Below are 13,643 nucleotides of genomic sequence, written 5' to 3' on the forward strand. Positions count from 1 at the left end.
TCCCTCAGACGTTGCGCTGGATCACGATTTCGACGCGCCGGTTCTTGGCGCGTCCCTCGCGGGTGGCGTTGGGCTCGATGGGGACATCGGCGCCCTTGCCCTCGAAGCTGATCCGGTCGGCCTTGGTCAGCTTGGTCTGCAGGAGCTCGCCCACCGCCTTGGCCCGGGCCTGCGAGAGTTCAAGATTGGAAGGGAAGCGGGCCGTGCGGATCGGCACGTTGTCGGTATGGCCGAGCACCTTGACCGTGCCGCCCTCGGTCTCCAGCACGCCGGCGATGCGCTCGATCAATGGCCTGAACTCGTCGCGCACGGCGGCCTGTCCGGGTTCGAACAGGGTGATGCCGACCAGCCTGACGATGATGACGTTGGGCGTCACCTGGCAGACGATCGGCGGCTGCACGGCGCCGCAGACCTTAGGCGGAACCACCGGCGGCGGGATCGGCGGCGGCGGAGCCGAGAAGCGGGGCCGCACGAGGCCGATCTCGCCCTTGGGATTGACGGTCAGCAGTGCGGTGGCCGCAGCCTCGGCATTGCCGCCGAGCAAAGCGCGGAAGACGAAAAAGAGCCCGAGTACGGCGACGGCGGCGAGCGCGGCGACCGACCAGACCGGAATTTTGAAGCGGGCGATCTGCGAGGCCACGGCCTGGCCGCGCCAGCGCGGCGAGAGTTCCGGATCGGGTTGCTTCACCCGCCGCAGCGTCTCGAACAGATTGCGCTGGATCATCTGGAGATTGGCGGCGCCGCCCGAGGAGGTGCGGTGGATGCCCTGGAAGCCCAGCGCCAGGCAGGCATGCATCATCTCGAGCAGGTCGTAATTCACCGACGGGTCGGCCTTGGCGCGGTCGAGCTCCTCGAAGAAGCGGACGCCGCCGACGCGCTCGCCGAAGAACTTCGAGAGCATGCTGTACTGGGTCCAGACGTGCCGGTCCTCACCGGGGATGTTCTGGACGATGTCGTCGGCTGCCGCGCAGAGGATGTATTTCGCGATGCGGGTCGTCTCGGCGGAGGCGCCCGCGCCGCGGACCTCATGCTCGTAGGCTTCGATGGTCTCGGTGACCTGGCCCAGGAGCTGTGCCGGAGGGGCACTGCTCAGCGAGGAGCGCAGCCGCCCGAGCAGGAGCAGGAGCGGCCCGGCGGCGCGCAGCAGCGGGTTGGTGTTGGGCGTCAGGAGCTGGTCGCGCCGTGGCAGCGGCCCACCGGCTGGGGCGGACTGCGGAGCCGGGCGCGGCGCCACCGGCTGCGGCGTCGAGAGCCATTCGTCACCGGTGCCGGGTACGCCGGGCGAGGCAACGGCAGGGGCGGCATAGGGGGTGGGCGCCGATGGCGCCGGCTGCACCGGGCGCGAGGGCGGCGGCGCGCGCCGGCCGGCCGGGTTCGGCTTGATGATGGTCCGGTCCGACCGGCCGAACGGATCGGAGGGTTCGCTCATCGCCTGCCCTCAAGCACGGCCCAGAGCTCCATTTCGAGATCGGGCCAGTCACCGGAAAAATGCATGCCGATCGAGCTTGCGGTCGAGAATTCGGGCCAGAGCGGCGAGGTCCGGTCGAGATAGAAATAGACGTGGTCGGTCAGCGCGCGGATCTGCGGCGGCGGGGTCGGCAGATGGACGAGGTTGATGCCCGGCAGATGGGCATGAACGATCTCGTTCATCTTGGTGTTGGGGCCGATCTTGAAGAGCTGCGGGAACTGGGCCTGTATCTCGGTCAGCGGTCGCCGCGCCGCGACCTCCAGGATCAGCGTCGCGTTGCGCACCAGGCTGCGGTCCCGGATCGTCGACATGAAGGCGTTGGGCGCGCGCTCGGTGATCTCCAGCCGAATCGCCCGGCGGCCGAGATTGGCCGAGAGGAAGTCCTGGATATCGCGCACGACGGGCGAGAAACAGTTTTCCAGGTCGTCATGGTCATAGGCGGGATAGTCGCGGGCGCGACGCTCGGCCGTGGTGAAGGTGGCGAGTTCGCCGGCCAGCGCGACGAAGGTCACGAACAGCCGCTCGGGATGGACGTAGCGCGACTGGCGCAGATGCTTCAGCACCGGGATCTGCCGGTTGAGGAGTTGCAGCATGAAGTAGTCGGCGCTCTGCAGGCCGCCACCTGCCGTCGGGTCGGCGGCGTAGCGGGCAAGCTCTTCCAGCTTGTTGTCGATCCAGCCGATCGCACGGTCGAGCCAGCCCTCGATTACCGGATAGGCCGAGCAGACCAGCACGGGCGGGGCGAATTTCTCGTCGAACAGGATCGCCCGGTCGCGGACCTCGAGGATGCGGCCGAGCGCCAGGCCGACATAGCCGGCCTTGGCGGTCTTGCGCAGTTCCAGCGTCAGGCGCGGATGGGCGATGTCAATCTCCTCCTCGATGCGCAGCGAGGCGGTCGAATCGATCAGCATCTCGGTCGAGGGCAGGTAGCGGCTGGCGCTGCCGTTCAGCGCGTCCTCAACCTCGCGGGTATTGGCCGAGGCGAGCGGCAGCGAGAGCCAGACGATCTGGCCGGCCGCGTTCTCGGGAACCTCGATCGCCAGCGGCAGCGGGCTGTTGTCGGGCATGGCGAAGGGCGTGCCGTCCGGCATCACGCCGACGGCGCGGCGCAGGCCTATCCTGCTTTGCTGGGCGAGGTCGCGGTCGATCTCCAACACCGAGAATCCCCATGGGTAAGGGGTAACGTGCCGGACACGGTTTTCCAGCAGGTTCTCAAGATACCGATCGTTCTGCTGGAAGTGATGCGGCCTTAGAAAAAGCCCTTCCGACCAAACGACCTTGCTGTACCACGACATCCGGGTCTCGCTCACTCAAGGGCATGCAGGCAACCTTATACAGGTCGCCAACAAGCGTCACCAAGCGAATGCTAGACTCACGGAAAGCGGCTGCCGTCATTGACTTGAATGATGCGCCGTTGCGCGATTGCGGGCAGGATCGAACCGCCATCGATGCAAGTGCTCGATGGCAGCAGGAGCGGAGTCATGGGTAAAGGTCCAGCCGCGCGCGTTTTCGATATGACGGCCCACCCGCTTCCAGGGGTGCTTCAGCCGGGGCCGGGCAGTCCCACCGTGCTCATCGGCGGGTTGCAGGCATGGCGCGGCGTGCCTGCCGCCGCTGCAGCCGCGATCCAAACCGCTAAGGCCGTATCCGACGCAGCACTCGACGTGGCGAAGGCCGCCACCGTCGCGGCCGCCGGCACGCCCGGAGCGCCGGCTGCGGTCACCGCCGAAGAAACCGCCAAGGCTACGGCGGCCGCGAATATGAGCTCGATGATCAGCAGCGCGTCCGGTGGCGCCGACATCCATCTCTGCCTGACGCCGTTAGGTCCGCTGCCACTGCCGACGCATGGCCCAGGCGTCGTCATCGACGGCTCGCAGACCGTGCTGATCAACGATCTGCCGGCCTGCCGCGTCACCGACACCATCATCGAGGCGGTCGGACCGCCGAACAAGATCGTGATGGGCATGGTCAACGTCATCATCGGCGGCTGACGGGCCAGTCATCCTCGGCTAGGACGGGGCCGGCACGCAGGATGCGGCCGACCCGACATCACCGAAGGATCAAGGCCATGACCATCGAACGCATCGGAGTGACGCAGCGCTGGTGTGATGCCGCGATCTTCAACGGCATCGTCTTCCTGGCCGGTCATGTCGCCGAGAAGACCGAGGGGCGCCCGCTCGCCGAGCAGACCGCGGAGGTGCTGGCGCTGCTTGAGGAGACGCTGGAAAGCGCCGGCTGCGACAAGACGCGCATTCTCAGCGTCCAGATCTTCCTCACCGATATCTCGAAGATCGCCGAGATGAACGCGGTCTGGGACGCTTGGGTGCCGGCCGGCACGGCGCCCGCCCGCGCCACCGTCGAGGCGAAGCTGGCGACGGCGGGCCACGACATCGAGATCACGGCCGTGGCGGCGAAGCTCGGCCTGTAAGGCGTTACGATAGGACCTGTCCGTCATGCTCGCCTTTGTGGCGAGCATCCACGTCTTGGGCATAGGGCTCGACGACGGAAGACGTGGATGGTCGGGACAAGCCCGACCATGACGGAGGGCGAGCTACCGACCGCCGCTACTTTCCGCCGCGATCGTAGCACTCCGCGAAATACAGCATGAAGGCATCGACCAGCCCGTCCTCATAGGGGGCGGTCTTGGCGTCCCAGCGGGCGACATAGGCGTCCCACATCTTGGCCTTTCGCGAGCCGAGCAGCGAATCGAGGCCGCGCTCCTGCGCGGTGCTTTCGGCGATCGCCTGGGGGTCGAGATCCTCGACCAGCATGCGCAGCGCATGCTGCATCGCCGAGTAGGTCTTGATCTGATGGGCCTTGAGGTCGCGGAAGCTCTCGTCGAAGGCCTTATGCGCACTGAGATAGCCGCTCTTGGGCTTGCCGAAGATGAGCTGCAGCGCGTCGTCGACCGTCGGCGAGAATTTCAGCGGGTTGTTGTCCTGCGCCTGGATCATCGTCTGGTTGGCGCTGCGGGCGATGCGCTTGCTCTCGGCGCGCGCGGCGAGCAACTGCTTCAGCTCTATCGCGACCAGTCGCATCAGCCCGCCGAGCTGCTCGGCGAAGGCGCCCGGATCCTGCCAGCCGAGATCGCTGGTCGAGACGCCGGCGCCCTTGGCGAAGCGCTGGACGAATTCGCCGGCGGAGATGGCGGGCATGCCGGCCGGCATCGGCGGCGGCGCAAAGGGCTGCGGTGGCGTCTCAAAAGGCGGCGAACGGTCGATCGGGGGCGGTTCCGCGAAGGGCAGCGGCGCGATCGACGGTAACGGGGCCGGGGCGGACGCCTCGCCCCAGGGATCTCCGGCAGGCACATCGGCCGTGATCGGCCGGCGCGGCGTCGGGATCGGCGCGACAGGTTCGACGACGGGCGCGGGCGGGGCCTGATAAGGCGCCCAAGCAAGGTCGTCGCCGCTCGCCGGCGGCGTGAAGGCCTGTGCGGGAGGCGGCGCGACCGGCTGCGAGGTCGGTGTCGGCAGGTCGGCGGCCCAGTCGATGAAGCCGTCATGGACGGGGCGATGCTTGCTGGGTGGCAGCAGATCGCGGCGCGGGATCGGCGGGGCTTCGTCGCCGCTCGACGACCAGAGCGATTCGGGCTGTGCGGCGAAGAGGGGAGCGGCCGCTGCGGCGGGTTCCTGCTGGGCTGCATCATCGATCGCGACGGCGATGATGTAATGGCCGATCTCGAGCCGGTCACCATTCTGGAGTTGGTAGGGCGACTGCACGCGATTGCTGTTGCCGTTGACATAGGTGCCATTGGTCGAGACGTCGCGGAGCCAGTAGCCGCCGTCGCGGAAGCGGATCTCGCAGTGGCGCCCCGAGATCGCCCGCGTCGGATCGGGCAGGGCCCAGTCGAGATGCTGGTCGCGGCCGATATCGAGCCCGCGTCCGCCGCTGAGCGTGACGCTGAGCGGCCCGCCATCGGGCAGCGCGGTCTCGTTCTCGATCGTCAGCGTCAGGGGCATCGCGACACTCTCGGGCATGGCCGCAACGCCGCGCATAGCGGCGTTGCGGCCATCCCTTGCAGGGGGACGCTGCGGGCGCCCGGCTCTGCCGGCCCGCGCTCAGGATCTGGTCTTGCTGCCGTCGTCATCAGCCAATCGAATGCATGCTTCGACGCAGTTGCGCAATGCGGCGTCGTGGTCGCGGCCCGACAGGCGTCCGAGCGCGGTCATGACGGCGATGCGGGCGGTCTTTGCCGTCAGGTCGGGCGGGCAGGGGACATTATGCGTCGTCACCATGCTGCCGCCCGAGTAGCCGGCGGCGAAGGCAGCCCAGGTGCCGGGCAGGGCCGTATCGCCCACTTCGGCGAGCGTAAGCGCCGCCCGGCGCGTTTCGTCGCGCGGATCGCGGACCCAGGCCTCGGCCGCGGCGATGGCATCGTCGGGCGGCGCTCCGGGGGCTTGCATCGCGCGCAGCGCCTGCGTGGCCCACCAGACCGCCTCGCGGCGCGGCAGGACGAAGGCACAGAACCCGATCGCCTCGGTGGGGGCAGGCCCCTGTGCGAGACGCTTGAGGAAGGCGAGGGGGTGCTCCCGCGTCGGCGGCGTCCTGATCACCTTGCCGGCCGCGGGATAGGTCTCGAACACCTCTTGGGCGGTATTGAAGCGAAGACGCGACATGGAAGCTCTCAGTTGATCTTCACCATGGCACCATTGATGATCACGAGCGCATCGCTGAGCACCTCCGTCTTGGCGATGCTCTTGATCGTGATCGTCGGCGAGGAGATCTCGATGCTCGCCGGCAGCATCTTGATGGTGCTCTCTCCGACCTTGAGGTTGATCTCGGTCAGGGCCTCGACGTCGAGCTTGCCCTGGTCGATCTTGAGCTTGTCGTTGCCCTGCTTCAGCGTGGTCTCGCGGGAGTAGCCTCCATCCTTGTATTCCGGCCCGATCTCGCGCGTTTCCTTGCTCTTGATCAGGACCTTGTGGTCCTTCTGGGCCTGCATGCTGAAGACTTCCTGGCCCTTGCGGTCCTCGAACTTGATCTCGTTGTAGAGCTCGGAAAATCCCTTTCCGTCGGTCGATTCCGATTTCAGGCCGGACTGGGTCTTGTTGTCGGGCAGCGAGTAGGGCGGCTTGTGCTGGTCGTTGACGACCGTGCCGGTGACCAGCGGCAGATCCGGATTGCCCTCGAGGAACTCGACCACGACCTCCTGGCCGATGCGTGGGATGACCTGTCCGCCCCAGCCCTTGCCGGACCACATCTGCGCGACGCGCGTTCGGCAGGAGGTCGAGTCGTCCTCGCGATCCCAGTGGAAGCGCAGATAGATGCGGCCGAACTCGTCGACGTCGATATCGCCTTCCTCACCCTTGTTCTTGTCGCCGACGACCTTGGCGGTGTGGGGACCGTAGACGGTCGGTCGGGGCGTCGTGAGCGGGGCGCGGAAGCGCCGGTCGCTCTTCTGTAGCTCGTAGGACCCGCTATAGACGGAATCGTCGGTGTTGCCGGAGCGGTAGCTTTGCCCGCTAAAGCCATGGCTTGCCCGGACGACGAGATATTCGATGTTCTCCGAGGTGAGCTGATGGGAGGACAGCGTCATCAATGCGCCTGGATAGAGGCTGGGCGCGTCGCCGGCAGCATGGCGGCGATCGTCCTGGGCCTGCGTGGCCTGGGCGCGGACCCGGGCGAAATGCTCGCCTTCGTCGCGCTTGATGTAGGTGCGCGGGTAATCATAGGCCTCGTAGGATTTCGCCTTGTCGAAGCCCGCCTCCGCCCGTGCCGTCAGGTCCGAGCCCGACTGCTGGAAATCGTAATCCTTGAGGGCGACCTTGCCGGTCCGCAGCCGCCGCATCGTCGACCAATGCGACATGTGCTCGATATGGCGCGGCATCCGGCTCGACAGCGGCATCAGCGGATAGGTCGTTGGGGCACCGAGATAGGTCGGCTGTGCGGCGGCCTTGACGGGATCATGCGAGGTCCGCGAATCCGAGAGGATCAGCTTGTGGTCGCCGTCGCTGTGCTTGAAATAGTAATAGACGCCGTACTGCTCCATCAGCCGCAGGACGAAGTCGAGATCGGTCTCGCGATACTGCACGCAGTAGTCGATCTTCGCCAGGCTATCACTCGTGCGGTCGTCGAAGCTCGCGGTCTCCTCCTTGCCAAAGATCTGCTTGATGATGTCGATCGCGGTCTTGTTCTTGAAGATCCGGCAGTCGGCGCGCTGCGAGAGCAGCCAGAGCCAGGGCCGCAGCGTGAAGCGGTAAATATAAAGGTCGTTCTCCTTGCCGACCCACTGGGCATCGACAAGCGTGCCGTTGAACACCCGCTCGCTGCCATTCTTCAGGATCATCTTCACCGAGCATTTCTGGCTCATGATGCTCTGAAGATCAGCATTCTCAGTCTTGCTGCTGGCTTCGATCTCATAGATAAACAATTCGCTCAATGCTTCATGAGCTTGAAACTGCATAAGTGAAAATTCATCTGGACCCAAAGGCGTCGTAAACGAAGCAGTTCTTTGGGACTGTCGAAGATCAGCGGCCATCAACGAAACCTCACGGTTCTAGATGCTATTTTGATATTGACGTAGCGGATGGCGCGAGTCATAATTTGCGCATTCAATCTTCATCCGCCCGTGCGAAGTTAAAACGGAGGGGGACCATGCGCAAGCAGCCCACTATGACAGCCATCGCCATCCTTTCCGCTGGTTTTTATGTGCTCCAGGCGCTGCCTGCGCAGGCGCAGACCTACAAGGCGGACGATATCGTCAAGCATTTCCAGCCGGCGACGCCGCAGCCGGGCCCGAGCGCGACGCGCGGGCTGTGCATCGGCACGGAGGCCGACTGCAACAAGGCCGGCCATGTCGTGAAGCCGGCCGCCGTGGCCGCTTTCGACCTGGTCGTGCGCTTCAAGTACAATTCCGACGTGCTCGAGCCCGATGCGCGGGTCAATCTCGACGAGTTCGCCAAGGCGCTGAAGACGCCGCAGCTCGCATCGAGCAGCTTCATGGTCGAGGGGCATACCGATGCCGCCGGCCGGCCGGGCTACAATCTCGACCTGTCCGAGCGGCGGGCCCGGGCGGTGGTGCGCTATCTCAGCGAGCGTGGTGTCGATACCAGCAAGCTTGCCGCACGCGGCTACGGCCAGAGCAAGCCGGTCGTCCCCGACCCGTTCTCCGGCGACAACCGCCGTGTCGAGACCCGTCTTAAAAGCGAATGAGCGGCAAGGCGCCTCGGAGGCGGAGTGCCCCGCCGACGAGCCGCCGAACGCGTGACCGGTGAGTGCGATGGCGGCCTTGAACTTCGCTGAATTTGCGAACGCGATTTCCGACGACGATCCTTGCGGGCCGGACCTCGAGGACGATACGGATTTCATGAACACGATGGCGCGGCTCGAGGTCGTGCTGCCGGCGCAGTATTTCCGGCGTGACGATGACGGACGGCAGGTCGCGTTCGACCGCAGCGGCATCGAGTTCCCGGCAGCCTTCTCCGACATCGCCAAGCTGCTCGGGCGCTCCCGCGACCTGCGGGTCTTCGTTCTGGCGGGCAAGCTGTCGATCCTCAACCGCGATGTGGCGGCTTTCGCCGCTTGCCTAACGGCCATGGCCACGCTCCTGTCCGAACATTGGGAGGAGGTGCATCCGCGCGCCATGGACGGCGATTTCGTCATGCGCGAGGTTGCGCTGCAGAGCCTCGACGAATTGCCGACCGTCGTGCTGCCGCTGCAGCATGCGCCGCTGTTCGTGAGCCGGCGGATCGGGCCGTTCGCCTTCCGGAGCCAACTCGTGGCCACGGGCGAGACCCGGTTGGTCGAGGGCGAGCAGCATCCCGATCAGGGCGTGATCCAGGCTGCGCTCACCGAGGCGGATATCGACGACCTGACGGCGACGCTCGCCCGAATTCGCGCGATCAGCGAGGCACTCGGCGCGATCAGCGCGATATGGCTCGAGAAGGTCGGGGCCGGTCATGCGCTCAGCTTTCCGCGCCTGTCGGCGCTGGTAGGTCAGATCGTGGCCTTCGTCGACGCGGCGGTCGCGCGGCGCGTGCCCGGCCATCAGGCGGCACCGGGGGCAGAGTCCACACCCGGCGCCGCCGCTCCGGCGGTCTCCAACAGCTATGCGCCGGGGGCCTGCAACAGCATCCTTCAAGTGAAGGATACGCTGGCCGCCTGCCTCGGCTATTTTCGTCGCATGGAACCTTCCAGCCCGGCGGTCCTCCTGATCGGCCAGGCCCAGCAACTGATCGGCAAGTCCTTGATCGAGGTCATTCAGATCATGTTCCCGGAACACCTGGACAAGGCGGTCCTCGAGATCGGCGATCGTCCGCGGTTCCGGCTGCCGCTGGAGCGTCTCAGCGTGTCGGACGAGTCCTCCTATGAGGAGGAAACCTCGTATGAAGAGACATCGTATGACGATGCTTCCGAAGAGGCTGACGCCGAAGCGGATGACGATGCCGACGTTTCCGATGAGGATGGCGCGAGCGAGGACGGTTCGGAGCCTGCCGAGCAGCCGCGTGCTGCGGCGCTGGAGAAGGCCGGCCTGAAGATCGAGAGCCGGTCGGCTGCGGTCGCGGGGATGAGGGCGGTCTCGGCATTCTATCGCCAGATCGAGCCCTCGCATCCGACGCCGCTGCTGATGGACAAGGCCTGCGCGCTTGCGCAACATGATTTCATGGCGCTTCTGGGCAACATCCTGCCCGATGTCGCCCAGATGCCGGAAGCCGACAGCTAGGTCATTTTTTTGTATTCCGGTTGAACCGCGCACCAAGTTGGCGCGACTATATCGGTAGAGACCAAGAACGGTTAGGATGTCACGTTACGTCGGCGTGACGCCATTGCAGAGGGGCTGGTACAATGGCCGGAGATTCAGGGCAGAAGTTCATCCGCCGCAACAGGCCGCCGCGGGTCCATATCACCTACGAGGACCCGTACAACGCAGAGCAGAAGGTCGAGCTGCCCTTCGTCATGGGCGTCATGGCCGACCTCTCGGGCAATGCCTCGGGGATCGAGAAGGCGGAGATTTCCCAGCGCAAGTTTCTTGACTTCGACATGGACAATTTCGACCAGCGCATGGCCGCGATCGAGCCCGGCGTCGCCTTCAACGTCCCCAACAAGCTCGGTGATGGCGGCGACAAGCTCTCGGTGGCGCTGAAGTTCTCGAAGTTCGACGATTTCAACCCGGCCGCGGTTGCCCGCCAGATCCCGGCGATGGCCAAGCTGCTGGAGGCGCGCGAACAGCTCGCCAACCTCGTCCGCTTCATGGACGGCAAGATGGCGGCGAGCGACCAGATCAAGGCGCTCCTTGCCGATCCCCAGCTCATGGCGGCGCTCAAGGACAAGCTTGGCGACAAGCCTTCCGACGGCGCTCCCGCCGAAGACACCAAGTAAACAAGCGAGGCGGCAATGGCAGCGGAAGCACAGACCCAGCAGCCCGGCGGCGCAGTCGCCGAGACCCGTGATCTCGACGAGTTCGCGTCGGTCCTGAAGCAGAGCTTCAAACCCAAGACCGAGCGGGCCGCGACCGAGGTCGAGGCCGGTATCGCGACCCTGGTCAACCAGGCGCTCTCGGACTCGACGCTCATCAAGAACGACGTGCTCGACACGATCGAGGAGATGATCGCCAGGCTCGACGCCAAGCTGACCGAGCAGATGAACGAGGTGCTGCACGCGCCGGAGTTCCAGCAGATCGAGAGTGCCTGGCGCGGGCTGAACTACCTGGTCTTCAACTCGGAGACCGACGCGCAGCTCAAGATCAAGGTGATGAATGTCTCGAAGAACGAGCTTTATCGCAATCTGAAGACCTATCCCGGCGCACGCTGGGACCAGAGCCCCCTGTTCAAGCAGGTCTATGAGCAGGAGTTCGGTCAGCTCGGCGGACAGCCCTTCGGCTGCCTGATCGGCGACTACCACTTCAGCCATGTGCCGACGGACGTGCAGCTGCTGCGCGACCTCTCCAAGGTTGCCGCCGCCGCCCATGCGCCCTTCTTCGCCGGCGCCGAGCCGACGCTGATGAGCATGGACTCCTGGACCGAGCTGTCCAATCCGCGCGATCTCAGCAAGGTCTTCGACACGCCCGACTATGCGGCCTGGAAGGGCCTGCGCGACGCGGCCGACTCCCGCTATGTCGGCCTGTGCCTGCCGCGGGTGCTGTCACGGGTGCCTTACGGCGCGAAATCGGAGCCGGTCGAGGAGTTCGCCTTCGAGGAGGACACCGACGGGCACAAGGGCGAGAACTACGCTTGGATGAACGCGGCCTATGCGATGGCCGTGAACATCAACCGCGCCTACAAGGAGTATGGCTGGTGCACGCGCATCCGCGGGGTGCAATCGGGCGGCGAGGTGCTGAACCTGCCGACCCACACCTTCCCGACGGACGATGGCGGCATCGACCTGAAATGCCCGACCGAGATCGCGATCAGCGACCGGCGCGAGGCGGAACTGGCCAAGGCCGGCCTGATCCCGCTGATCCATCGCAAGAACACCGACAAGGCCGCCTTCATCGGCGCCCAGTCGCTCTACAAGCCCAAGGCGTTCTCGGGCCCCGACGGGGTGGCGGCGACGGCTTCGGACAATCTGTCTTCGCGCCTGCCCTACATGTTCGCAGTGTCGCGTTTCGCGCACTATCTGAAGTGCATGGTGCGCGACAAGGTCGGTTCCTACAAGGAAAAGGAGCCGCTGCGGCGCTGGCTGCAGGAATGGATCACCGATTATGTCGACGGCGATCCGATCAATTCCAGCGAAGATACGAAGGCCCGGCGCCCGCTTTCCGATGCGCGCATCGATGTCTTCGAGGACGAGGAGAACCCTGGCTACTACTCGGCCAAGTTCTATCTCCGGCCGCACTTCCAGCTCGAGGGCATGGATATCGGTCTGAGCCTGGTCTCACGCCTGCCAGCTCCCAAGACGTGACCGTCACCTGACCAGCATGTGACGTTAGCAAGTAAGACTTCGGCGCTTCGGTCGATCGAGACCGGGCGCGCAGGAGAACTGCGTCCAGTATTCGGGTTCTACAAACCAAATCCCTCATCAGTCACAACCATTGGAGATGATCATGGCTACCGACTTCCTTCTCGAAATCGACGGCATCAAGGGCGAAAGCAAGGACGACAAGCACAAGGATACGATCGAGGTCGATTCGTTTTCCTGGGGTGTCAGCAACGCCGGCTCGCATTCGGCCGGCCATGGTGGCGGCGCCGGCAAGGCGAGCTTCCAGGACATCCATTTCACCTCGTCGGTCGGCAAGGCTTCGGCGAACCTGGCGATGTCCTGCGCCAGCGGCAAGCACATCAAGAAGGCCGTGCTCTTCGTCCGCAAGCAGGGCGAGACCCAGCAGGACTACTATGTGGTCACGCTCGAGGATCTGCTGGTGTCGAGCTACCAGTCCGGCGACGCCGCCGGCGGCTCGAGCGTCCCGACCGACCAGTTCTCGCTGAACTACGCCAAGATCAAGTACGAGTACAAGCCCCAGAAGCCCGACGGCTCGCTCGATGCGCCGGTCACCATGACCTGGGATATCAAGGCCAACAAGAAGTAAGCCCGAAGGCGGGTCGGTGTCGCGAAAGCGGTGCCGGCCCGCCGTTTTTCATGGTGGCCGTTGCGGAGAAGCGCCGCGGCGGCCATCGTGCTTGCCTGGCTGCCATGACCGGCAGCTCCGTGACCGAGATGCGATCCGAGGCGTCATGAACGGCCCGAAGCGATGAACGGCCCGATCTCCAGGAAGCGGCTGCGGCCGCCCTTGATGTTCGCGTTCCGCGAGGCGCATCTCGAAAAGGATGCGAAGGTCTCGCTCGACCTGCGCGATGCCGGGGGCGAGCGCGTCATCGCCAACCGCCGCGCCGCGCCGCGCGCCGCGATCACGGAGCCCAAGCTCAGGCGCGAGATCGCGATCGATCTCGAGGCGCTGGTCAACACCATCAACCTCGGCTCGTCGCTCGATCTGTCCGGCTTCGAGCATGTCCGGAAGTCGATCCTGAATCACGGCTTTCCGGACCTGACGCGGCTGTCGATCGACGAGCATCGCGTCGATCTGATCCGCGAGGACATGGCGGCCGTGCTGCTGGCCTACGAGCCGCGCCTGATCAAGGAGTCGATCGCCGTCGAGCGCGACGACGGGCTCGACGCGGCCGAGCTCAAGGTGCGCTTTCTCGTCCGGGCGGACCTCAATTGCGAGCCGCTCAACGTGCCCGTCCAGTTCGTCGCCGATCTCGAACTCGACACCGGCAAGATGGCGATCAGGAGCCGATAG

General features: G+C 65.4%; 13 protein-coding genes. 8 read left to right on the forward strand and 5 right to left on the reverse strand.

Features of this window, described 5'->3' with window-relative positions; all coding sequences use genetic code 11:
* Window positions 1–4: 4 nt before the first annotated feature.
* Together tssL and tssK are read right to left on the reverse strand one after the other, a co-directional pair.
* On the reverse strand, window positions 5–1,429 hold the full coding sequence (tssL, locus tag AC1DYU_RS02520) for a type VI secretion system protein TssL, long form (protein ID WP_476790264.1): 1,425 nt from the start codon (window positions 1,427–1,429) through the stop codon (window positions 5–7).
* Complete coding sequence (gene tssK, locus AC1DYU_RS02525; RefSeq protein ID WP_158486009.1) at window positions 1,426–2,763, reverse strand: type VI secretion system baseplate subunit TssK; 1,338 nt, start codon at window positions 2,761–2,763, stop codon at window positions 1,426–1,428. Before tssK ends, tssL begins: the two co-directional genes overlap by 4 nt.
* Window positions 2,764–2,916: 153 nt before the next feature.
* Between tssK and AC1DYU_RS02530 the strand changes: the two genes are divergently transcribed.
* Window positions 2,917–3,459, forward strand: a complete 543-nt coding sequence (locus AC1DYU_RS02530; protein WP_476790265.1) for a PAAR domain-containing protein — start codon at window positions 2,917–2,919, stop codon at window positions 3,457–3,459.
* A 77-nt stretch (window positions 3,460–3,536) separates the two neighbouring features.
* Entirely contained in the window at window positions 3,537–3,896 is a 360-nt protein-coding gene (locus tag AC1DYU_RS02535) for a RidA family protein (protein ID WP_476790266.1), read from the forward strand.
* Between the two features lie 136 nt (window positions 3,897–4,032).
* Here AC1DYU_RS02535 and tagH read toward each other — a convergent pair whose 3' ends face one another.
* The 3 genes from tagH to AC1DYU_RS02550 all read right to left on the reverse strand — a co-directional run bounded on the left by tagH (window position 4,033) and on the right by AC1DYU_RS02550 (window position 7,946).
* Complete coding sequence (gene tagH, locus AC1DYU_RS02540) at window positions 4,033–5,445, reverse strand: type VI secretion system-associated FHA domain protein TagH (RefSeq protein ID WP_476790267.1); 1,413 nt, start codon at window positions 5,443–5,445, stop codon at window positions 4,033–4,035.
* 81 nt (window positions 5,446–5,526) lie between these two features.
* The gene (locus AC1DYU_RS02545) at window positions 5,527–6,084 is read right to left on the reverse strand and encodes a DUF6931 family protein (RefSeq protein WP_476790268.1); all 558 of its coding nucleotides are present in this window, start codon (window positions 6,082–6,084) and stop codon (window positions 5,527–5,529) included.
* Window positions 6,085–6,092: 8 nt separating this feature from the next.
* Entirely contained in the window at window positions 6,093–7,946 is a 1,854-nt protein-coding gene (locus AC1DYU_RS02550) for a type VI secretion system Vgr family protein (RefSeq protein ID WP_476790269.1), read from the reverse strand.
* 116 nt (window positions 7,947–8,062) lie between these two features.
* On the opposite strand from AC1DYU_RS02550, the gene AC1DYU_RS02555 reads away from it, so the two are divergent.
* The 6 genes from AC1DYU_RS02555 (at window position 8,063) to AC1DYU_RS02580 (ending at window position 13,643) form a co-directional block, all read left to right on the forward strand.
* Window positions 8,063–8,620, forward strand: a complete 558-nt coding sequence (locus AC1DYU_RS02555) for an OmpA family protein (RefSeq protein WP_158486016.1) — start codon at window positions 8,063–8,065, stop codon at window positions 8,618–8,620.
* A gap of 76 nt (window positions 8,621–8,696) precedes the next feature.
* A complete protein-coding gene (locus tag AC1DYU_RS02560) occupies window positions 8,697–10,130 on the forward strand; it encodes a type VI secretion system protein TssA (protein ID WP_476790270.1) in 1,434 nt (477 codons plus the stop codon).
* A 122-nt stretch (window positions 10,131–10,252) separates the two neighbouring features.
* Entirely contained in the window at window positions 10,253–10,786 is a 534-nt protein-coding gene (gene tssB, locus AC1DYU_RS02565; protein ID WP_476790271.1) for a type VI secretion system contractile sheath small subunit, read from the forward strand.
* A 15-nt stretch (window positions 10,787–10,801) separates the two neighbouring features.
* Entirely contained in the window at window positions 10,802–12,307 is a 1,506-nt protein-coding gene (gene tssC / locus AC1DYU_RS02570) for a type VI secretion system contractile sheath large subunit (RefSeq protein ID WP_158486019.1), read from the forward strand.
* A 142-nt stretch (window positions 12,308–12,449) separates the two neighbouring features.
* A complete protein-coding gene (locus AC1DYU_RS02575; protein WP_158486020.1) occupies window positions 12,450–12,932 on the forward strand; it encodes an Hcp family type VI secretion system effector in 483 nt (160 codons plus the stop codon).
* A 204-nt stretch (window positions 12,933–13,136) separates the two neighbouring features.
* Window positions 13,137–13,643 (forward strand): GPW/gp25 family protein, encoded by a 507-nt coding sequence (locus AC1DYU_RS02580; protein ID WP_158486022.1) that lies wholly within the window; start codon window positions 13,137–13,139, stop codon window positions 13,641–13,643.

The sequence above is a fragment of the Allobosea sp. P2_B12 genome (assembly GCF_056404835.1).